The following is a 21,091-nucleotide window of genomic DNA, read 5'->3' as shown; positions in this document are numbered from 1 at the left end:
CTCCCCATGAGGGCGCAATCGCTGTTCGCCCGCCGGCTGCGCCGTTACTACTTCTGGTATACGGGGAGCTTCATCGCTTTCGTGGCACTCCTGGCGGTGGGCGAGCAGTTCGGCATGTCGGCGGGTGTCATCGGCCACGTGTTCCTGTTCGCGACGATTGCCATCTACGCAGGTATCGGCGTGATGAGCCGGACCGCCGACGTGTCGGAGTACTACGTCGCGGGGCGGCGCGTGCCCGCAGTATTCAACGGCATGGCAACGGCGGCCGATTGGATGAGCGCAGCCTCGTACATCGGCCTTGCCGGCACCCTGTATTTCTCGGGGTTCGAAGGTCTTGCGTTTGTCACCGGCTGGACCGGGGGCTTTGTGCTGGTTGCCCTGTTGCTGGCGCCGTACCTGCGCAAGTTCGGCCAATACACGATCCCGGATTTCCTTGGCGCCCGCTATCAGGGCAACGTCGCGCGCGTGGTCGGGCTGATCGCCACCGTGCTCGCCAGTTTCGTGTATCTGGTCGCGCAAATCTATGGCGTGGGCCTGATCACCAGCCGTTTTGTCAGCGTCGAATTCGAGATCGGGCTATTCGTCGGCCTGGCGAGCATTCTCGTGTGCTCATTCCTCGGTGGCATGCGTGCAGTGACCTGGACGCAGGTTGCGCAGTACGTGATCCTCATCATCGCGTATCTCGTTCCGGTGACGATCCTGTCCTACAAAGTCACCGGGGTGCCGGTCGCGCCGGTGATGTACGGAACCGTGCTGGGGCAGCTGTCGGAAAAGGAGGAAGAACTTTTTACCGACCCCGCGGAAATCGAGGTACGCAGGCAGTTTGCCCATCGTGCGAACGACTATGCGGCCAAGATTGCACACCTGCCCGATTCACTCGATGCCGCACGCCGTGCGCTGATCGAGCGGCTGAATCAGTTGCGATTGGAAAACGCCCCCGCTCGTGAAATTGCCCACACGGAGCGGGCGCTGCGCGACCTGCCTCGCACCACGGAGCAGGCGCGCGCGGTCTGGGAACGCGCCCGGACGGAGGCCATCGAGCGATCTCGTATACCACCCCGGCATGCCCAGGCGCACCCGGGCGACACCCCTGAAAAGCGCGACATTTCGCGCAACAACTTTCTTGCGCTGGTATTCGTCCTGATGGTGGGTACGGCGGCGCTGCCGCACATCCTGATGCGCTACTACACGACCCCCGGAGTTGTGGAAGCGCGCAAGTCGGTGTTCTGGTCACTGTTCTTCATCTTGCTGCTGTACGTTACCGCCCCCGCGTATGCCGTGTTCGCGAAGTGGGAGGTGTACAACAACCTGATCGGATCGAGCATAGCGATGCTGCCGAACTGGCTGGCCTCGTGGGGCAAGGTCGGGATGGTCGCCATCGAGGACATCAATGGCGATGGCGTGCTGCAGCTCGCCGAGCTCAGCCTCAATACGGATGTCATTCTCCTGGCAACCCCGGAAATCGCCGGACTCCCGTATGTCATTACCGGGCTGGTGGCGGCGGGGGGCCTGGCAGCGGCGCTGTCCACCGCGGATGGATTGTTGCTGACGATCTCCAACGCGCTGTCGCACGACTTCTACTACAAGGTCATCAACCCGAGCGCGAGCACGCAGCGCAGGCTGGTGATCTCCAAGTCGCAACTGCTGGTGGTGGCCGTTGTCGCCGCATGGGTGGCGTCATTGCGGCCGGACAACATCCTGTTCATGGTGGGCCTTGCGTTCTCGATTGCCGCGGCAGCCTTCTTCCCGGCTCTCGTGCTGGGAATCTTCTGGAAGCGTGCCAATCGTCCGGGCGCCGTGGCGGGGATGCTCGCCGGCCCGGCCGTGACCCTGTACTACGTCGTCCGCACCCACCCGTTCTTCGGCGGGTCGATGGACCATGCCTGGTTCGACATAAATCCCATATCCAGTGGCGTGTTTGGTGTCCCGCTGGGCTTTCTCACGATTGTGCTGGTGAGCCTGATCACGCGACCGCCGCCGGCGGAAATTCGCAACCTGGTCGACTTCGTGCGTTACCCGCGCCTGCCTGCGGACGATCCAGGATTACACACTGAATCGAAGTTGCCTCCCACCTGAGACGCACCATGGCGAACGTTTCGCCGCAGCCGCGAGCAGTTTTCAGTAATGCCGTCGGCGTGCCGGAGAGCGTGGCTGCAGACCGTGAATTTTGGGGGAATTGGGGCTTCCGTACAACGACCTTTCTGCTACAATGCGCGGCTTCCGCGGAGAGATGGATGAGTGGTTTAAGTCGCACGCCTGGAAAGCGTGTTTGGGATAATATCCCAACGCGGGTTCGAATCCCGCTCTCTCCGCCACAGACAACGAAAAGGCCCTTGAAAATCAAGGGCCTTTTCATTTCTGTCGTTATTCGGTATGCCATCCGGTGAGCCATGGCACGCTGGCTTCGATTGAGTCGAGTTGGACGATACTGGAGAACTGCTGTCAGCAACCCAGAATCCGCGAGCACTTTCGGTCGCGAGCGGGAAACGGGCTAGACCGATCAGCCGTCCGGTGCCGGCCCACGCCGTCATTCGCTTGTCGGTGCGCGTTAGGACAGCGCGGACCCTCCGCATCCCGTGGAGAACGCCGCCGGCGATCGATCATGCCGGCGGCGTCACACGAAGTGCGGAAGATCCGCGTGTCCGTTTCCTCTGCCTTGTTGCGGCGAACGCGGTGCTCAGTACAGCCCGGTCAGGTAGAAGAAGGCGATGACCACGAACACCGCCACAGTCTTGATGCAGGTGATGGCGAAAATGTCGCCGTAGGCCTGGCGGTGGGTGAGGCCGGTGACCGCCAGCAGCGTGATGATCGCGCCGTTATGGGGAAGCGTATCCATGCCGCCGCTTGCCATGGAAGCGACCCGGTGCAGGACTTCCATCGGGATACCGGCGACGTTGGCCGCAGCGATGAACTGCTCCGACATCGCTGCCAGCGCGATGCTCATGCCGCCAGTGGCTGAGCCGGTGATGCCGGCCAGCGTGGTGACCGTGATCGCCTCGTTGATCAGCGGGTTGGGGATGGCCTTCAGTGCATCGGCGACAATGAGAAAGCCCGGAAGGATGGCGATCACGGCACCGAAACCATATTCCGAAGCCGTGTTCATCGAGGCCAGCAGCGTACCTGACACCGCCGCCTTGGTCCCTTCGGCGAACTTCGCCTTCACCGTCCTGAACGCGAACACCAGCACGGTGAGAATGCCCACCAGCAGCGCCGCTTCCACCGCCCAGATGGCGGCGACCTTGGAGACCTCGGTGACGACGGGTTTGCCGCCCGCGGCCAGCGCCATTTCGTGGGTGCTGCCGTACAGCTGCGGAATCCACGCGCCGAAAACCCGGTTCAGCACGCCCACCGCGAGCAGGGGCAGGATGGCGATCCAGGGGGAGGGCAGGGCCTCGCCGGAGAAAGGCTCGGGTTCGTTGTGGTGACCCTCGCCATAGCCTTCGTTTCTCGCCGCCGCCTGTTTGCGCCGCCAGGTCAGATAGGTCAGACCCACTAGCAGGATGAAGACCGAGCCGACCACGCCGAGCCAGGGGGCCGCCCAGGCATTGGTCTTGAAGAAAGCCGAGGGGATGATGTTCTGGATCTGCGGCGTACCGGGCATCGCATCCATGGTGAAGCTGAAGGCCCCGAGGGCGATCGTTCCCGGCAGGAGCCGTTTCGGGATGCCGCTCTGCCTGAACATCTCGGCGGCGAACGGGTAGACCGCGAACACCACCACGAACACCGACACCCCGCCGTAAGTGAGGATGGCGGAGACTAGCACGATGGAAAACATCGCCCGGTCGCGCCCGACAAGCTTGATTACCGCGGAGACGATCGACTTCGAGAAGCCGGACAGCTCGATGACCTTGCCGAACACGGCGCCCAGCAGAAAGACCGGGAAGTAGAGCTTTATGAAGCCGGCCATCTTGTCCATGAACACGCTGGTGAACATGGCCGGAACCAGCGAAGGATCGGTGAACAGCACTGCGCCGAGGGCGGCGACAGGTGCGAAGATGATGACACTGAAACCGCGGTACGCGACGAACATCAGAAACGCGAGCGCAGCCAGGATTACGATGAATTCGTACATTTCGAGAACCCGTTGAGGAGTGGGAGGGCCTGGTCAGTAGTTGCCGCCGGTGGCACCGCTGGATTCGATGCGCTCGCGCTCGAGATCCTTGATGAGGTGCTCGTCCTCGGCTACCACTTCCTCCAGCACGTCGCGCAAGAAAAGCACGCCGATCACCTTGCCCTGCTCCATCACCGGGAGATGACGCACCCACTCGCTGTGCATGACTGCCATGCAGCGCTCGCAGGAGTCATCGGCCGAGGCGCAGATCACGTTGCTGGTCATGATCTCGCGCGCCCGGGTCTCCCTGGCCGTGCGGCCCTTCAGTTCCACCTTCAAGGCGTAGTCGCGCTCGGTGACGATGCCGAGCAATTGCCCGTTGTCGATCACCAGCACGCCGTTGACGTCGTTGTCGGCCATCGCCTGCAACACCGCCATCACGGACTCGTCCGGACCGACCGAAACCACGCCGACCCCGACCTCCTTCACCAATTGCCGGGCCGTCTTCACGGTCTTTTCCATTCCTTGTCTCCTGCCTTGTATGTGTTATCGACATCGCTTGCTGTCCCGTGGATGTTCGAACGGGGCGCGACCGTTTATCGCTGGGGGAGGCTGAGCTCCTCGCGCAGCAACTCGCGCAACTTGAACTTCTGGATCTTCCCGGTCGCGGTCGAGGGCATCGTCTCGCGCACGATCAGGCGCTCTGGGATGTACTGCATGGCGACCTTCTGCGCCTTCAGGAAGTCGACCATCGACGCGAAGTCGATCGTCTGGCCTGCCTTGGGTGCGATGACGGCGCAGCAGCGCTCGCCGAGTCGCTCGTCCGGGTAGGCGACGATCGCCACCTGCTCGACGGCCGGATGCCGATACAGCAGGGACTCGATCTCGAACACCGGAATGTTCTCGCCGCCGCGGATGATCACGTCCTTGTTGCGGCCGCTGATGCGGATGTAGCCTTGCTCGTCCATCTTCGCGACATCGCCCGAGTCGAGCCAGCCTTCGGCATCGACGTTGTTCCATTGCGGCCGCTTGAGGTAGCCGCCGAAGGCCGAGCACGTGCGCACGACGAGGCGACCGACCTCTCCGCGCGGAAGCTCTTCGCCCGCTTCATCGACGATGCGGATCTCGGCGCCGTCGATCACCTTGCCGTCGGTCGAGTAGGCGCGCTCGTCGTCGTCGTCGAGGTCGATCATCGTGATCACGCCGATTTCGGTCATGCCCCAAGCCGACACGATCTTGGTGCCGAGGACCTTGCGCGCCTGCTCGACCAGCGGGCCGGGAATCGGCGCACCGGAGCACAGGAAGCTTCTCAGGGTGGGCACCGGCAGCCCCAGTTCCTGCACGGTCTTCGTCAGGTCGGTCAGGAAGGGCGTCGAGGCCATCGTGAAGGTCGCGCCTTCCGCCCGGATCAGCTCGACCGCCTTCGCCGGCTCCCACTTGTCGAGGATCACCGAACGCCCGTGCAGCAGGATCGGCAGCATCATTCCGTACGCAGCGCCGGTCTGGTGCGCCATCGGCGAGGCCATGAGCACGACATCGTCGTGATCCAGGCGCAGCCTGCGGGCGTACTGCACGAGGTTCGCCATCACCGTGTTGGTCGAGTGCATCACCCCCTTCGGCTCGCCGGTGGTGCCGGAGGTATACATCAGCATCGTGATGTCGTCGGGACCCGGCCGGCTGCGCGTCAGGATGTCCGCGGCGTCGGGTTCCTTCTCCCAGGCCTGCGCCGTGAGCAGCGCTTCGAAGGAGTCCGGGCCGTCGCTGTCGATGACCACAATGCGCTTCAGAGCCGGCAGGTTCGGCTGCAGCCCGCGCGCCATCGCCTCGTGGTCGAAGCCGCGGAAGGTCTTCGGCACGATCAGCACCTTCGCCTCGCCGTGGCCAAGCATGAAAGACAGCTCGCGCTCGCGGAAGATCGGCATCAGGGGATTGATCACCGCGCCGATGCGCGCGCACGCGAGATACACCACCGTGAACTGCCACCAGTTCGGCAGCTGCATCGCCACCACGTCGTTGCGGCCCACACCCAGGCGCGACAGGCCGACGGCGACGCGATCGGCCAGGGCGGCCAGCTCGCGGTAGGTAAACCGACGCACTTCGCCGTTTTCCGCACGCATTGCGGTCAGCGCAATCTTGTCGGGAAAGGCGGCGACGGACGCGTCCAGTTCGTCATTGATCGTGCGATCGGGCCACAGGCCCGCGGCAATGCTGGCGGCACGGCGGGGGGGTAGCAAGACTGCGTCGAAGTCCATTGCTTGTCTCCTTATTGGTATGAAGCGAGTGTGGTTGATTCGGTGCGACATCGCGCTTTGGTCGACGCACACGATCCTGTTCTCGAGGATTATCCGGCTCGATTTTCCCTCGCCAAAGCAAGAAGTTGCACACGACCTGTGCGTCAATGCACAATGGTGCGCATGGACTCCCTGCCTGACTGGAACGACCTGCGCATCTTCCTCGCGGTCGCTCGCCTGGGCACGATTTCGCTCGCAGGCGAGCGGCTGGGGATCGAACACTCCACGGTCTCGCGCCGCATCGACCGGCTTGAGGCCAATCTCAGCGTAGTGCTGTTCGATCGCCGCCGCACCGGGTATTCGCTGACCGATGCGGGCCACGCGCTCATCCCGCATGCGGACAGAATGGAAAGCGCCCTGCTCGAAGCCGTCGAGGAGAGCGCGGGCCTGGGGGTGCGGGTGAAGGGATCGGTGCGCGTCGGTACGCCGGAGGGCGTGGGCATTCACCTGATCGCACCTGGCCTGGCGAAACTGCATCGCGAGCATCCTGAGCTGCATGTCCAGCTGATGCCCCAGCCCCAGTATCCGAGCCTGGTCACACGCGAGGTCGAGATCCTGATCACCCTTGACCCTCCCGAGGTGGGACGCTACAAGGTCGCGCGACTGACCGACGTCGACTATTCCATCTACTGCTCGCCGGGCTACCGCGACTCCCACCCGCCCATCCGCCAGTTGAGCGATATCGCCGAGCACAGCTTCGTGGACTACATCCACGACGGCTCGCTCAGCGGCCTCTTCCGAGTCCTGGAAGAGCTCACGCCACATCCCAAAAGGAGCTTCACCTCCACCAGCGTGCTTGCCCAGCGCGAGGCCGCAGCGGCCGGGATGGGTCTCGTGGCATTGTCGCCTTTCGTTGCCGAACTGTCGGACGATCTGGTCTGTGTGTTCCCTGGACAGTCACTCGTGACCCGGACCCTATGGATTGCTGCGCCCGAAGACCTGCTGCGGATCAAACGCATCCGCGTCGTGTGGGACTTTATTCGCGAGCTGATCGAGCAGCGTCCGCAGCTCTTCCGCCGCAACGGCTGACCACGCTGGTGCCCCGTATTGCGCTTTGGCGCACGCAAACCGACACTGTCGCCGTGGAACCGACCGACACCTTCATGCGGCCGATCTACGCCGGCAATGCGATGGCGACAGTGAAGAGACGCCGATGCAGCGAAGGTCACCCGCCTGTCAATTCGCGAGCGCGCGTTTAAGGTGAAACCGCTGCGGGTGTTACATGGTGCATCGGGAAGAACGATAATTACGTATGCCCCGCGATACCCTGAAGCAGACACCAAACCCGCGGCGCCTGTCGGCGCTAAAGGGGCTGTGGCCATTCTTGCGGCCCTACTGGGCGCGAATTGCGTTGGCCTTCATGCTGCTGTGCCTGGGTTCCGGAACCATCTTGTTGATGCCGCTGGCGTTTCGCGACCTCATCGATTTCGGGTTTGGAGCAAGGGCACAGCCGAGTGACGGCCTGCTCGGCGGGCTGAGTCTGAACGGGCACTTCATTGCCCTGTTCGGCTTGGCGAGCGCCTGGGCGCTCGCAGTGGCCGCACGCTATTACACCGTGTCGTGGGTCGGCGAGAGGGCGACGGCCGATTTGCGCTGCGCGGTCTATGCGCGTGTATTGTCCCAGTCGCCGCAGTTCTTCGAAACCTTGCAGACCGGGGAGGTGCTGTCCCGGCTAACGGGCGACACGACGCTGATCCAGACCGTGGTCGGCAGTTCCGTGTCGATGGGCTTGCGTAGCCTGTTCCAGTTCATCGGCGGCATGGTCATGCTGGCCGTCACCAGCCTGTACTTGTTCTCCCTGAACCTGGGCCTGATGGCAATGTTGACGCTGCCCATCGTCGTCATCGGCCGCAAGGTCAAGAAACTCTCGCGCGAATCCCAGGACAGGATTGCGGATGCCTCGGCACTGGCCGGCGAAATCCTCAATGCCATGCCGACGGTACAGGCCTATACGCAGGAGCAGCACGAAGCCAGACGATTCGCCGACGCCGCGGAAACGGGTTTCGCGACGGCGCTCAGGCGTACGCGAGTGCGCGCTGCGCTGACGGTCCTGATCATCACCGCGGTGATGGGAACGATCATTTTCGTGTTATGGATCGGGGTGCGCCAGGTGCACGACGGCATCCTGACCCAAGGCCAGTTGGCGTCCTTCGTCCTTTACGCGGCACTCGTGGCCGGCGGCGTCGGGACCATGGCGGAAGTCTGGGGCGACGTGATGCGCGCGGCCGGGGCGGCGGAGCGGCTGCTGGAATTGCTGCACGCCGACTCCGCCATCCGCGAGGTACCCCGGCCGCAGATGCCGGTGCATCCGACGCAGGCGGCGATCAGCTTCGAGCATGTGACCTTCTGCTATCCCGCTCGCCCGCAAACGCGTGCGCTGGACGACATTTGCCTGGGTATCGCGCCGGGCGAGAGCGTTGCGCTGGTCGGACCCTCCGGCGCCGGCAAGACCAGCATTTTCCAGCTCCTGCTGCGCTATTACGAAGTGTCTGGCGGCAGCATCCGGCTCAACGGACAAGACATCCGCGAACTGAGTCTGCACGACCTGCGCAAGGGCATTGCGATCGTGCCGCAAGATCCGGTGATTTTTTCGGCCAACGCGCTGGAAAACATCCGCTACGGCCGCAGCACGGCGAGCGACGCGGAAGTCATCGCGGCGGCCCGGGGGGCCCAGGTGGACGAGTTCATCGACCGGTTGCCCGAGGGCTACCAGACATTCCTCGGCGAACGTGGCACCCGCTTGTCCGGTGGTCAGCGCCAGCGCATTGCGATTGCACGCGCCATCCTGAAAGGCGCGCCGATGCTGCTCCTCGACGAAGCGACCAGCGCACTGGATGCGGAGTCGGAAATCCTGGTGCAGCGAGGTCTCAACGCGGCCATGCAGGGGCGCACGACGCTGATCATCGCCCACCGGCTCGCAACGGTGCAAAACGCCGACCGGATCGTGGTGATGGATCGAGGACGCATCGTGGAAACCGGCACGCCGGATGACCTGCGCCGTCAAGGCGGACTCTATTCGCGCCTCGCGGCGCTGCAACTCGATATTTGACCGTCGGTCCCCTTCTGGGAGTCGTGGCGATTGGCCTGAAGAGAGTAAGCGTTCACCGAAAAAGTCGTTTCCACGCCACTTGATTGCCCCTCATTTTCCGTTCTCCCAACGATCAAACCATTCGGTCAGCAGGCGGATTTCACCTAGGCTGGTGAGGCTATGATCAATGGCATCGTGGTTGCCCCACACGACATCGAGCAGATTGCCATCAGCCTCGCGAGTTTCGATGTCATGGCAATAAAGTCCCTTGTCGCGCTGCACGTAGAAGCCATAGGTTCGGCAGGCCACCGGACGCTGGGCATAGACCGGGCAGGCGCCAGTGGACCGGTCCAGCAGCGGGCACACGACGGGGCGCGACTGCTGACTGGCCAGGGCGACCATGTCCTGGCTGACTTCCCGAAGGCGTTCCGGCGGTAGCGCGGCCAGCCCCTCCCGCAGCAAATCCCATTCCGCTGCCGTCAGTCGAGGCACTTCGGCGAGCTGCCGGCAACAACTGTCGCAGCCTTTTCCGCACAACCAGTCGGGGTGTATATCCCGGATGGTTTGCACGCGTGTGTCAATATCAAGTTGGAGTCGGGCGAGTGTGGTCATATCTCGCACAAAGTGTACCAGCCCGGAATGCAAAAACGGAGCCTAGGGCGCTCCGTTTTGCCTTGTTGGTGAAGGTTTTCGGCCAATCGGTTCAGTCAATAAAGGCCATCACTCAGCCCGATAGCGATTCACCGTGCCTGCCCGGTGCTACTTGCCTTTCAGCTTCATGATGCCGAGGGCGTCCATCACGATCTTTTCATAGATTGGCTCGGACTTGCCCTTGCGCAGCTTGTACATGAAGTATTTCTCGAAGGCGACTTTCGCAAGATGCACCCACTTGCCTTCGGAGAACCAGTTCACGTTGCGCGGCGGAATCTGCGGCAGTGCGATGAAGGCGGCGCCGGAATCGCCGAAATCGGCGAGGCAGACCGCGTTCCAGGTGGCTTTTTCCGTCTGAGGCCGGGCGTCCAGGGCGGCGCGGATGTTTTTCGCAGTTGCAGTCACCATCGATTCAATCATGTAACCCGTCTTGGGTGTCCCCAGCGGCACCGGCGTCGTCTCGACCGGCGGGATGGACACGCAGACGCCGACCCCGTAGATGTTCGGATATTTTGGATTGCGCTGATGCGCGTCGATGAGGACAAAGCCGCGCGGATTGGTCAGACCTTCGATGCCGAACACCGCATCGACGCCCTTGAACGCCGGCAGCATCATCGAATAGTGGAACGGCAGTTCGTGTTCCTTCTTGGGTTTGCCGTCCTCGTCGTGCTCGGTGACGAACATCTTGCCGGCTTCGACGCGCGTCACCTTGGCATTGCAGATCCACTTGATGTGACGGTCGCGGAACATCGACTCCATCATGCCCTTCGAGTCGCCGACGCCGCCCAGACCGAGATGGCCGATGTAGGGCTCGGGTGTGACGAAGGTCATCGGCACGCGGTCGCGCAACTTGCGCCTGCGCAGATCGGTTTCAATGATCAAGGCGAATTCGTAGGCCGGGCCGAAACACGACGCACCCTGCACCGCACCGACCACGATCGGGCCGGGGTCGGCGAGGAAGTCGCCCCATACCCCGGCGGCCGCGCTCGCGTGGTCGACGTGGCAGATCGACTGGGTATGGCCCTGGGGGCCGAGGCCGGGTATTTCGTCGAAGGCGAGCTTGGGTCCGGTGGCGATCACCAGGTAGTCGTAAGCCACTGCCGAGCCATCTGCCAGCTCGACCTCGTTGCGTTCGGGATGCACGCGTGCCGCCGCCTGCGCGATGAACCGGATCTTGCGCGCCTTGAGCAAGGGCGCGATCTCCTGCTCGATTTCGCCGCGTTTGCGCCAGTTCACCGCCACCCAGGGGTTGGACGGCACAAAATGAAAGGTCGTGGTGTTCGAAATCACCGTTACCTCGTCCTCCGGCCTTGCCAGTTGTTTCATCTCGTAGGCCATGGGTATGCCGCCAATGCCCGCGCCGATGATCACGATATGAGGCATCTCATTCCTCCGGTTTGTGGATTGCTGATGCCCGGTGACCGGGTCTTGTTAACGAAATATCTGTGCTGCTACGGACATGGCGACCGTTTCGGGAACAGGCCCGCTGAGTTAGCCGCGCCGGCGCTTCCGCCTGGGCAAGAAGCCACTGCAGCAGGACCTCCCTGGACACTCGCCGAGCGAAGCAATGCTATACATTAGCACATGCTTATATGTATATCTGTATTTTTAGTCAAGCAGAGGCGTGGAGTGCGTCGTCCCGCACTTCCGACCGGCTCCCGCACAGCTGTGTCAATATATTGTCAATTGAGGCATGAAACGATGGAAAATGCGCCAATGATAAGGAGCCGATTTATGCGAAGAACAGATCATCCGGAGTCAGCAATGTTTGGGACGAGTGAGCGCGAACTCACGCATACGCGCCAGATCACCTGCCATGCCTATCGTCGCAAGGACGGGTTGTGGGAAATCGAGGCGACGGTGGCGGACGAGAAGGCACAGGCGGTGGTGTTTCGCTCGCGGGAGCCGGTGCGCCCCGGGGAATACATCCACCACATGGCGATCGCCTTCCTGATCGACGGGGATTTCAATATTCGTGACGTCGAGGCGCGGATGATGGCAGCGCCGTGGCGGGAGTGCCCGGAAGCCAGTGAGGTCTATCGCCGGCTGATCGGGCTGCAGATCGGTCCGGGGTTCCGGCGACAGATTCGAGAGCGGGTTGGCAGCGGGGAAGGGTGCGCGCATCTCACGGACTTGATCACGCAGGTCGGCAATACCTACACGCAGGCCTCCTGGCCCGACCGCGTCGCCCGCCAGATCGCTATCGACCCCGATCCGCGGCACTGGCCGGACGGGCGCAGCGTCGCCTTCATCGGCAGCTGTCATGGGTGGCGGCGCGACGGGGAGGCACTACGCCGCGAATACCCCGAGCTGGCGGACGAGTGACGGGAGTGACGGGGCGGGATTGTCGCCTTCTGCCTGTTTGAGACTAGCGGTGATCTGGCGGTCTCAAAATACGGTACGCCTTCACGCAGAATTTCTTCCGAGCGCGGTCGAGAAAATTCTACTTCTGACGACCGTCAACTGCCGGGGGATCACCGGGGAGCAATCAGCCTGCTGCATGGGGTGACGTGCTTCTTGCAGCACCGTGGCAGTGCGCGGGATGTTCTGAACGTGACAGCGGGGGCCGAAGCCCCCGCCCGCCGTCTTGGGTAACAGGGCTCAGGCTGCCCCGGCTGCGGCCTTTAAGCGGCTACAGCGAAACGCTCATCATTGGCGTTTATGGATTTGCGCGGATTACGTCCGTCGCCTCTCGGGTTGCCTGCTTACCATTGCCCGCCCTGTCGAAACCGGTACACCCCCACACTGGACACTTTTACAAATGCACACTGTGGAGGTGGCGGGAATCGAACCCGCGTCCAGAACGTCTCCGGCTTGCCGGAATTACAACCATGCTTGATATTATGGGGACGCGGGTAAGCATTTTCAAGAGCTGTTTTCGCCCCCTTCTTGCGGATGCGTCCGCATCCCCCATCCAGCCGCAAATGTTTGACGCAGCTTCCCAAATATCAATGCGGCAGCACCTATCTTACAAAGCGTCGACTCTCGCGAACAACTTCGTCAACCAGTGTCTGTTTCTCGGCAATGACCTTTTGGCCTTCCTCTGTGGCAACCGGGTGGTCGTTGGCGTCGAAGACGGCATAACGGAAGAAAGCACTGCGGGTGTATGGGAAAGTGATCTTGTGTTCGCCGTCTCCGATGCCCATGTAGTCGTACTCACCCATGACCAGATTTTCCACCGGCTGCTGCAAAGTGTCGGCCGAACTGTAGCTGCGTGAAGGGGCCGTTACGCCAAGGTATTCGAGTAGCGTCGGCGCGATTTGCAGGTGTGAGGTCCGGTGCGTGACGACCTGTGGCGTCTGGCCCGGAAGCCAGAGAACGAGCGGCACGCGGATTTGCTCTTCGGGAAAGGTGTTGCCATGACCATGCCCCCAGCGCCCCTTCTCCATGAATTCCTCGCCGTGATCCCCGGTGAACATGATGACGGTCTTGTCGAGCAGTTTTTGCCTCTTCAAATGCTCGATCAAACGGCCGACCTGCTGGTCGACGTGGTGTGCCGCGTTGATGTAACGGGCATGAATGCCGTCGATGTTGTCGCGCAGATCAAGCTTCATGTAATCGAGTTCCCGGATGTAATCGGTGCGCAGGACCGTCTCTTCGGGGAAGGTGTAGGGCGCATGCGTGGACTCGAAGAACATGAAGCCGTAGAACGGCTTGTCAGGATTGCGCCGATCGAATTTGCGAATCAGGTCATCGATGTTCTGCGTGTCGCGCCGCCAGGGTTCGCCAGTCTTCAATTCCTGCAACTGGGCTTCCGGTACCCCGGCAAAAACCGTATGGCGCAGTTCCGGATAGTCGAAACTCTGACTAGTGTGGATCGCAAGCTGGTAATCGTGCTCGCGCAGGAAATTCATCAGGGCAGGGGCGACGCGTTGTCGTTCGAAGCTGTACCAATAGGGCGCGTAGATCCCATAGAACATCGAGAACATCCCCATGCGCGTGCGATTGCCGCCGCTGTAGTGCTGTTCGAAGCGCGTTCCCTGCCGGGAAAGTTGCCACAGATTCGGGGTGATCTCAGGGCTCAACAGATCCCAGCGGAAGGATTCGCCGACCAGCATGACGACGTTGGGCCGATCGGCTACCGGCGTGGCCGGCAGGTCGTGGCCGGGATAATCGACAGTACCGCCGGCTAGGCGGAGTTCCTTGACAGCAGATTGTTCAATGCCCATGCGCTTGAAGAACTTTCGCGCCCCGGTGTGAAGATGGAACGGGATGGTTTCCGCCGCTTGAAGATAATCTTCCTGACCGGTGTGCGTGCTATAGGCATAGACAAATTCCTCGACCGCCAGCACTGAAAAGAGCGTGAAGGCGCTGACGACGATGGTGCGACGCGACGGCGTCCAACCACGTTCGGCATACCGGTGCAGCAGAACGAGGACCGCCACGCAGCCCAAGGGGAAAAGGGCGACCTGCAAAGCCAGCGTGCGTTCGGTTGCCTCGGTCGCGCCGAGCGCGTCGATGCCGCCCGGGGTGGTCAGCAGGTTCCAGACGAAGGCATTGAAGTGAAATTGGTACAGTTCGTACAGACGATAGTCAGCATAGATTCCGAGCAGGACGATGCTGCCGCCGAGAAAAGCCACACCGTAGAGCAGCGCCGTGCGCCAGACCCCCGGGTCGCTGCGACCGGGAAGAAAGCGCTCCAGCAGCGCGCTCAGCAGCCACAAGGGCGCAGTGTAAAGTGCCGCGTACCCCGCCGTTGCGGCGAAAAGAAACGTCCGTGCCGCAAGCGACTCGGTGCTGGTGTGCGACCAGAACAACGCGATCATCGCGAACACTGCGACATAGAGCAGCACGTAATAGCGGCTCAGGACAAGCGGTCTTCGACTTGGGGGCATGCGGCGGGCGAGGCCATCGCGACGCTTGCGCAGATATTTCAGCGACTGCTCGCGGTCATATTTTCCGGAGAGTTCGAGTTCGATCGATTGGGACGAGGGCATGGCCGGGCCTGGGCAGGTTAATCGTTGCCACAATGACTCGCCGAGCGTCAAGGCCCCGTCGTAGGGGTGTCAAGAAAACGTCAAAACCACCTGTTTCTGCAACCCCGATCCCTTGCACATGTTGATCTTCGGCGGTTTCAATTGCTGCGAGTACTGGGCGCGGTCTTGCAAGCGCGTCTCAATCCTTGACCGCCTGATGGACCCGATGCCGGTCGTTACCGCAACATGCCCAGGCGGCCGTTGTGGCTGCCCATGTACCACAGCCGCCCCTCGGCATCCACGATCATCTTGCGTATGCCCACCCCTTTCGACGGCAGCTTGACGACACGGAGTTCGCCGTTACCCGCGTCCATGCGTACCACCGTGTCGGTACTGATTTCGTTCGCCCACACATTGCCGATGCCGTCCACCGTTACGGCGTAGGGTCCGCCATCCCGTCCGGCGGGCAAGGCAATCTCCCGCAGCGTGCGACGCGCAGCGGGGTCGATCTGTACGAGTTTGCCGCTACCGTAAAGCGTGACCCACAGACTGCCGTCGGGCGCAGTGGCCATGCGGCGGGGGCGCGAACCATCGGGCAGGCGCAGTTCCGACATGGCACCGGTGTCGGAAAGCGCCAGGACCAGGGATTTGTTCATCGCCGCCTTCATAATCGAAAAAGACCACGGTAAACACCGTTCGTTCCATAGGCACGGGTCCGGAATCGTGTGGAAGCTGGATCTGATCGGTGAGGCAGTAACGCACATCGCTGACGCGATGCCGGGCGATTTATCCAGCGTTGCCGACTATGCTAAAGACGTAGCCATGCGAATCGGATCAATTCCGCTTTGCGCCGCAGCAACACCCAGTCGACCCGTGTCGTGATCGCGTTGCCACCTGCATGGGCTGAACGTTCTTGGATGCCAGACACCGGACAGATCGCGTATGACGGATCAGGAACAACGGGTACCGGCCCCGCGCCCCATCTTCGAGGCGCGCGGACTCACAAAGGTCTACCAGATGGGCGAGGTGCGCGTCGACGCCCTGCGCGGCGTGGACCTCGACCTGCAAGCGGGGGAATTGGTGGTGCTGCTGGGGCCGTCTGGCAGCGGGAAGTCGACCTTGTTGAATATCCTCGGCGGGCTCGATACGCCTACCAGCGGCACGGTGCGCTATGGCGACCATGACCTCACCGTCAATGACGATGCGGCGATGACCCACTATCGCCGCGAGCATGTGGGCTTCGTGTTCCAGTTCTACAACCTGATCCCGAGCCTCACCGCGCGGGAGAATGTCGCCCTGGTCACCGAAATCTCCGACAACCCGATGACGCCGGAGGAAGCACTCGCCCTGGTCGGGCTGGCGCAGCGCATGGACCATTTCCCGAGCCAGATGTCGGGCGGCGAGCAGCAGCGCGTTGCCATCGCGCGTGCCGTGGCCAAGCGTCCGCAGGTCCTGCTTTGCGACGAACCGACGGGCGCGCTGGATGCGCAGACCGGCGTGATGGTGCTCGACGTGATCGCGCGCGTGAACCGGGAACTGGGTACCACGACGGTGGTGATCACGCACAATGCGGTGATCGCGGCGATGGCCGACCGCGTCGTGTATTTCGGCGACGGCCGCGTGGTGCGCATCGAGTGCAATGCGCACAAGAAGGCGGCGGCGGAGCTGCAATGGTGATGATGCGCGCGCTGAACCGGAAACTCTGGCGCGACCTGTGGCATATGAGGCCCTCGCCATTGCCCTCGTGGTGATGTGCGGCGTCGGCACCTACGTCATGTTTCTGTCGACCCTCGAGGCATTGCGCGCGACCCAGGACGCCTACTATCGCGAGTATCGCTTCGCGGACGTGTTCGTCTCGCTGAAACGCGCCCCCGAGTCCCTGCGTCAGCGAATCCTCGATATCCCGGCGGTGGATCGGGTCGAGACGCGCGTCGTCGCCCAGATACGGCTGGAAATGCCGGAGTTCGCCGAGCCGGTGACCGCGCTGATGGTGTCCCTGTCCGACAGCGAGCCCCACGGACTGAATGGCCTGCATTTGCGCGAGGGGCGATTGCCCGTGCCGGGCCGTGCCGACGAAGTGGTGGTGAGCACGCCGTTCGCGCAAGCCCACGAGCTTCACCCGGGTGACCATTTCCACGCCATCCTGAATGGTCGTCGTCAGGCGCTGACCCTCGTCGGAACGGCCTTGTCGCCGGAATTCATCCAGCAGTTGCGCCCGGGCTCGGCCTTCCCTGACAGCAAGCGCTACGGCGTGATGTGGATGGGACGCCGTGCATTGGGCCAGGCCTATGACCTGGACGGAGCCTTCAACGACCTTGCGCTCAGCCTGCGCCCCGGCGCGGACGCGCAGGACGTCATCGACCGCGCCGACGAGCTGATCACGCCTTACGGCGGTCTCGGCGCGTATGCGCGCAAGGATCAGCGTTCGCACCGTTTCTTCAGCCAGGAACTGGAGCAACTCGGCACCCTGGCGAGCCTGTTTCCCTCGATGTTCATGGGGGTCGCGGCCTTCCTGCTGAACGTGGTGATCGGCAGGCTGGTGGCGATGCAGCGCGAGCAGATCGCCACGCTCAAGGCCTTCGGATACAGCAATGCTGCTGTGCTGGGCCACTACCTCAAGCTGGTGGCGGTCATCGCCGGCTGCGGCATCGTCAGCGGAATCGCGCTGGGCGTGTGGCTGGGCCAGTTGCTCTCCGGCATCTACATGGAGTTCTACTATTTCCCCTGGCTGAAGTTCAGCCTGCAGCCGATGACGGTCGTGGAGGCCACCATCGCCAGCCTGCTGGCGGCGGGGGCCGGTACCGTGCTCGCCGTCTGGCGCGCCGCCAAACTGCAGCCGGCACAGGCGATGCGGCCGGAGCCGCCGCCCCACTATCGTGAAAGCCGGGTCGAGAAGCTCGGCCTCAAGCGCTGGCTGTCACAGCCCACGCGCATGATCATCCGCCACATCCAGCGCAAGGCGTTCAAGTCCGCGCTCACCGTGCTGGGCATCGCATTGGCTTGCGGCATCATCCTCACCGGGCTGTTCCAGCGCGACACCGTCGGCTACATGCTGCATATCCAGTACGGCATGTCGCAGCGCGAGGATCTGTCGGTGACTTTTACCGACCCCACGGCCTACCGTGCCCGCTTCGACCTGCTCGGCCTGCCGGGGATCGAACATGTCGAGGTTTTCCGCACGGTGCCGGTGCGCCTGCGCCATGGCCATCTCGACTACCGCACCGCCATTCGCGGGGTCGAACCGGGCGGCGACATCCAGCGTCTGCTGGACGCCGATCTGCGTCCGGTGGACCTGCCGGCCGACGGCATCCTGCTCACGGACTTCCTTGGCAAGATCCTCGATGTGCGTGTCGGCGACCGCATCGTCGTCGAAGTCCTCGAAGGCAATCGTCCGCTGCGCGAGGCCAGCGTGGCGGGGCTCGTGAAGGAATATCTCGGGGTGTCCGCCTATATGGACTTGGCCGCCCTGAACCGCTTCGTGCACGAGGGGCCGACGATCTCAGGCGCCTGGCTCGGCGTCGATAGCGCGTATCTGCAACCGCTGTTCTCTCAGTTCAAGGACATGCCGCGGGTTGCCGGCGTTGCCGAGCGCAGACAGGAGATCCGCAACTTCAATCGCATGATGGACGAGACCATGCTGTTCTTCACCTACGTGGCCACCGTCTTTGCCGTCATCATCGCGTTCGGTGTCGTCTACAACAGTGCCCGCATCGCCCTCACCGAGCGCGGCCGGGAGCTGGCGAGCCTGCGCGTGCTGGGTTTCACGCGCGCCGAGATCGGCTACATCCTGCTCGGCGAACTGGGCATCCTGACGCTCATTGCGATCCCGCTCGGACTCTGGCTGGGCGAATGGATGTGCTATTACATCGCGCATACGATGCAGAACGACTTATTCAGGGTGCCGGTGGTGCTGGTGCCGCAAACCTACGCGTTTGCGGCGACGGTCGTGCTGATTTCGGCGGCAATTTCCGGCTTGGCGGTGCGTCGCCGCCTGGACCGGCTGGACCTTATCGCCGTGTTGAAGACAGCGGAGTGACGGCATGAAGAACATGGTGCAATGGCGCAGGCGGATCGTGCTCGCGCTGATCGCGGCGTTGGTCGGATGGGGCCTTTATAGCGGCTTTCGTGCCCAGCCGGTCGTCGTCGACCTCGGCGCAGCAGCGCGCGCGCCCATGCGCGTCGCGATCGAGCAGGAGGGCAGGACGCGCGTCGTCGATCGCTACGTCATCACCGCGCCCGTCGCCGCCTACGCGCGACGCATCGCGCTCGACGTTGGCGACGCCGTGCAAACCGGCATGCCCGTGGTGACCCTCGAGCCGCAGCGGGCCGAAGTGCTGGACGTCAGGCGGCGCGCCGAGGCCGAGGCACGGGTGGCGGGTGCGCAGGCCAATATCGGAGCGGTCGAGCAACGCATGAAGGCAGCGCAAGCCGGCGCCGGACTGGCGCTAAAGGATCTTCAGCGCGTCCGGACCTTGCGTGCCGCGGGTCATGTCACGGCCGACGCCGAGGATCGCGGGGTGGCCGAGGCCGAGCGCGCCGGTTCGGAGCTGCGCTCGGCGCAATTCACGGTTGCGACCGCGCGCCACGAACTGGAGGCCGCACGAACCGCACTGGGCTATGCCGCCGCCGGCGGGCCTGCCGATCCGGTCGTGTTGCGGTCGCCGGTCGCCGGGAATGTGCTGAAGATCCCGCGCAAGAGCGAAGGCGCGGTTTCCGCAGGGCAGGCGCTTCTGGAGATCGGCGACCCGCGCGGGCTGGAAGTCGAGGTGGACGTGCTTTCCGCCGACGCCGTACGGATCAGCCCGGGTACTCGCGTGCTGTTCGAACGCTGGGGCGGCGAGGGGGCGCTGGAAGGCGTGGTACGCGTGATCGAGCCCGCCGGTTTCACCAAGGTTTCCGCTCTGGGCGTGGAAGAACAGCGCGTCTGGGTCATTGTCGCCTTCACCTCTCCTTCCGCGCAATGGCAGCGCCTCGGCGACGGCTACCGCGTCGAAGCCAGCTTCATCCTGTGGGAAGACAAGGACGTGCTGCAGATTCCCGCTAGCGCTCTGTTTCGCGACGGCAGTGGCTGGGCCGCCTTTGTCGTGGAGCAAGGTAAGGCCGTCAAGCGTCGCATCGAACCCGGCCAGCGCAACGGCCTCATCGCGCAGGCGCTTTCCGGCATTCGCGAGGGCGAACAGGTGATCGTGCATCCGGATGACCGTTTGCGCGAGGGGGCGAGCGTGACGGCACGGTAGATCATAAAAATCTTAGTCATAAAACCCCGCGCGCCACCCGCGCTCCTGCTTGTTACAGAAGCTCCGCCCTGGGGGCGTCGGGAAATTCCCCGGCGAACCCGGATAGTCTCAGCCAACGCGGTGTCGGCAAATCATCTGCCGCACGAATCCTGGGCGCGCATTAACATGACAGCCTCCGCTTCTCCGTATCATTCAATTATGTCCGTTCAACTGCTCATTGCAATGCTGCGCAGTCCGGCTTCGACGGGGGCGCTGCTCCCGTCCTCACGCGCGCTTGCGAATGCCATGGCCAGCGCGGCAATCGGAGCAGATCTTGTCGTTGAGCTCGGTGCAGGCACCGGACCTGTCACCCATGCACTGCTGCATAAACTGCCAGGCGTGCCGCTGATCGCAGTCGAGTTTCAGGCTTCCCTTGCACGTCGGCTCAAAAGCCGATACCCCGCAGCTGACGTACGGCAGACTTCGGCGAAACATATCGTCGATTCCTTGATCAATCGCCCCGGGAAAATCGTCCTCGTCTCCAGTCTGCCATTTCGTTCCCTTCCCAAGGATGTTGCCGCCGAAACCGTTGATAGCCTTTGCGGCTTCCTCACGAGTAATCCCGACCGCAAACTTGTCCAGTTTACCTACCAACCCCGAGCCCCATTCTCCGCACCGCGAAATCTGCGCTGGAAGCGCACGTCGGTGGTATGGAGAAACACTCCGCCAGCGGGGATATGGGAATTGCAAGAAGAATCCTGACGAACGTGCGTGCGAAGCTAGTTTTTTCACCATTACTAGAATTTTTTTGTTTTGGGAGCTTGACAGTATATTTTGGGTGTCTATAATTCGCCCCTCTTCGCGGCACTGGCGGTGGTTAGGCGGGTGAAGCGGGGGGTCGGGAAGAGGGGAAAAGGTTTTGCCGGTATTTGAAACGA

The 21,091-nt window shown here is 62.8% G+C and carries 15 protein-coding genes, 1 tRNA gene, 1 other RNA gene and 1 pseudogene; 9 read left to right on the top strand and 9 right to left on the bottom strand.

The features are described 5' to 3' along the window. The first annotated feature begins 6 nt into the window (after window positions 1-6). Window positions 7-2,076, top strand: a complete 2,070-nt coding sequence (locus GPA25_RS01275; RefSeq protein WP_169258540.1) for a sodium:solute symporter family protein — start codon at window positions 7-9, stop codon at window positions 2,074-2,076. 148 nt (window positions 2,077-2,224) lie between these two features. After that, a tRNA-Ser gene (locus GPA25_RS01270) sits at window positions 2,225-2,315 on the top strand. A gap of 362 nt (window positions 2,316-2,677) precedes the next feature. On the opposite strand, the gene GPA25_RS01265 is transcribed toward GPA25_RS01270, so the two are convergent. The 3 genes from GPA25_RS01265 to aliA all read right to left on the bottom strand — a co-directional run bounded on the left by GPA25_RS01265 (window position 2,678) and on the right by aliA (window position 6,303). After that, window positions 2,678-3,967 carry a GntP family permease gene (locus GPA25_RS01265; protein ID WP_343034790.1) on the bottom strand — a complete coding sequence of 430 codons (1,290 nt, stop codon included), beginning with the start codon at window positions 3,965-3,967 and terminating at the stop codon, window positions 2,678-2,680. Between the two features lie 138 nt (window positions 3,968-4,105). After that, window positions 4,106-4,573 (bottom strand): CBS domain-containing protein, encoded by a 468-nt coding sequence (locus GPA25_RS01260; RefSeq protein ID WP_169258538.1) that lies wholly within the window; start codon window positions 4,571-4,573, stop codon window positions 4,106-4,108. A 74-nt stretch (window positions 4,574-4,647) separates the two neighbouring features. Further along, window positions 4,648-6,303, bottom strand: a complete 1,656-nt coding sequence (gene aliA, locus GPA25_RS01255) for a cyclohexanecarboxylate-CoA ligase (protein ID WP_169258537.1) — start codon at window positions 6,301-6,303, stop codon at window positions 4,648-4,650. Window positions 6,304-6,465: 162 nt separating this feature from the next. On the opposite strand from aliA, the gene GPA25_RS01250 reads away from it, so the two are divergent. From GPA25_RS01250 to GPA25_RS01245, 3 genes and pseudogenes are all read left to right on the top strand, one after another. Further along, window positions 6,466-7,371: a LysR family transcriptional regulator gene (locus GPA25_RS01250; RefSeq protein WP_169258536.1), complete on the top strand. Its 906-nt coding sequence runs from the start codon at window positions 6,466-6,468 to the stop codon at window positions 7,369-7,371. Window positions 7,372-7,409: 38 nt separating this feature from the next. Next, a pseudogene (locus GPA25_RS24350) lies at window positions 7,410-7,539 on the top strand (electron transfer flavoprotein subunit alpha/FixB family protein); the annotation flags it as partial. A 55-nt stretch (window positions 7,540-7,594) separates the two neighbouring features. Continuing rightward, window positions 7,595-9,391 (top strand): ABC transporter transmembrane domain-containing protein, encoded by a 1,797-nt coding sequence (locus tag GPA25_RS01245; protein ID WP_169258535.1) that lies wholly within the window; start codon window positions 7,595-7,597, stop codon window positions 9,389-9,391. 90 nt (window positions 9,392-9,481) lie between these two features. Here the strand turns inward: GPA25_RS01245 and GPA25_RS01240 are convergent, their stop codons facing one another. Continuing rightward, window positions 9,482-9,982: a YkgJ family cysteine cluster protein gene (locus GPA25_RS01240; protein ID WP_169258534.1), complete on the bottom strand. Its 501-nt coding sequence runs from the start codon at window positions 9,980-9,982 to the stop codon at window positions 9,482-9,484. Window positions 9,983-10,129: 147 nt separating this feature from the next. Then, complete coding sequence (locus tag GPA25_RS01235; RefSeq protein ID WP_169258533.1) at window positions 10,130-11,404, bottom strand: NAD(P)/FAD-dependent oxidoreductase; 1,275 nt, start codon at window positions 11,402-11,404, stop codon at window positions 10,130-10,132. Window positions 11,405-11,785: 381 nt separating this feature from the next. On the opposite strand from GPA25_RS01235, the gene GPA25_RS01230 reads away from it, so the two are divergent. Next, window positions 11,786-12,346 (top strand): DUF2889 domain-containing protein, encoded by a 561-nt coding sequence (locus GPA25_RS01230; RefSeq protein ID WP_169258532.1) that lies wholly within the window; start codon window positions 11,786-11,788, stop codon window positions 12,344-12,346. 229 nt (window positions 12,347-12,575) lie between these two features. Here GPA25_RS01230 and ssrA read toward each other — a convergent pair. From ssrA to GPA25_RS01215, 3 genes are all read right to left on the bottom strand, one after another. Continuing rightward, window positions 12,576-12,904: a transfer-messenger RNA gene (gene ssrA / locus GPA25_RS01225) on the bottom strand. An 80-nt stretch (window positions 12,905-12,984) separates the two neighbouring features. After that, on the bottom strand, window positions 12,985-15,009 hold the full coding sequence (locus GPA25_RS01220; protein WP_246265182.1) for a sulfatase-like hydrolase/transferase: 2,025 nt from the start codon (window positions 15,007-15,009) through the stop codon (window positions 12,985-12,987). Between the two features lie 164 nt (window positions 15,010-15,173). Further along, entirely contained in the window at window positions 15,174-15,593 is a 420-nt protein-coding gene (locus tag GPA25_RS01215) for a Vgb family protein (RefSeq protein ID WP_169258531.1), read from the bottom strand. A gap of 286 nt (window positions 15,594-15,879) precedes the next feature. Between GPA25_RS01215 and GPA25_RS01210 the strand changes: the two genes are divergently transcribed. Genes GPA25_RS01210 through GPA25_RS01200 form a run of 3 tightly spaced genes read left to right on the top strand, consistent with a single transcriptional unit; the run spans window position 15,880 to window position 20,174 of the window. Continuing rightward, the gene (locus GPA25_RS01210) at window positions 15,880-16,614 is read left to right on the top strand and encodes an ABC transporter ATP-binding protein (protein ID WP_169258530.1); all 735 of its coding nucleotides are present in this window, start codon (window positions 15,880-15,882) and stop codon (window positions 16,612-16,614) included. A 37-nt stretch (window positions 16,615-16,651) separates the two neighbouring features. Next, the gene (locus GPA25_RS24280; RefSeq protein WP_343034787.1) at window positions 16,652-18,973 is read left to right on the top strand and encodes an ABC transporter permease; all 2,322 of its coding nucleotides are present in this window, start codon (window positions 16,652-16,654) and stop codon (window positions 18,971-18,973) included. A 4-nt stretch (window positions 18,974-18,977) separates the two neighbouring features. Next, a complete protein-coding gene (locus GPA25_RS01200) occupies window positions 18,978-20,174 on the top strand; it encodes an efflux RND transporter periplasmic adaptor subunit (RefSeq protein WP_169258529.1) in 1,197 nt (398 codons plus the stop codon). 264 nt (window positions 20,175-20,438) lie between these two features. On the opposite strand, the gene GPA25_RS23820 is transcribed toward GPA25_RS01200, so the two are convergent. Continuing rightward, a partial coding sequence (locus tag GPA25_RS23820) for a hypothetical protein (RefSeq protein WP_211162890.1) occupies window positions 20,439-21,091 on the bottom strand: 653 nt, incomplete at its 5' end.

Source organism: Aromatoleum diolicum (assembly GCF_012910955.1).
GTDB classification, from domain to species: domain Bacteria; phylum Pseudomonadota; class Gammaproteobacteria; order Burkholderiales; family Rhodocyclaceae; genus Aromatoleum; species Aromatoleum diolicum.
The sequence above is the reverse complement of the archived record's forward strand: the minus strand, read 5'-3'. Positions and strand labels throughout refer to the sequence as shown.

Bases quoted from the DNA above. Each gene is read 5' to 3' on its own strand.
- GPA25_RS01260 (WP_169258538.1), bottom strand. From the start codon at position 4,573: ATGGAAAAGACCGTGAAGACGGCCCGGCAATTGGTGAAGGAGGTCGGG.
- GPA25_RS01235 (WP_169258533.1), bottom strand. From the start codon at position 11,404: ATGCCTCATATCGTGATCATCGGCGCGGGCATTGGCGGCATACCCATG.
- GPA25_RS01215 (WP_169258531.1), bottom strand. From the start codon at position 15,593: ATGAACAAATCCCTGGTCCTGGCGCTTTCCGACACCGGTGCCATGTCG.
- GPA25_RS01275 (WP_169258540.1), top strand. From the start codon at position 7: ATGAGGGCGCAATCGCTGTTCGCCCGCCGGCTGCGCCGTTACTACTTC.
- GPA25_RS01240 (WP_169258534.1), bottom strand. From the start codon at position 9,982: ATGACCACACTCGCCCGACTCCAACTTGATATTGACACACGCGTGCAA.
- GPA25_RS01200 (WP_169258529.1), top strand. From the start codon at position 18,978: ATGAAGAACATGGTGCAATGGCGCAGGCGGATCGTGCTCGCGCTGATC.
- GPA25_RS01230 (WP_169258532.1), top strand. From the start codon at position 11,786: ATGTTTGGGACGAGTGAGCGCGAACTCACGCATACGCGCCAGATCACC.
- GPA25_RS01210 (WP_169258530.1), top strand. From the start codon at position 15,880: ATGACGGATCAGGAACAACGGGTACCGGCCCCGCGCCCCATCTTCGAG.
- aliA (WP_169258537.1), bottom strand. From the start codon at position 6,303: ATGGACTTCGACGCAGTCTTGCTACCCCCCCGCCGTGCCGCCAGCATT.
- GPA25_RS01250 (WP_169258536.1), top strand. From the start codon at position 6,466: ATGGACTCCCTGCCTGACTGGAACGACCTGCGCATCTTCCTCGCGGTC.
- GPA25_RS01245 (WP_169258535.1), top strand. From the start codon at position 7,595: ATGCCCCGCGATACCCTGAAGCAGACACCAAACCCGCGGCGCCTGTCG.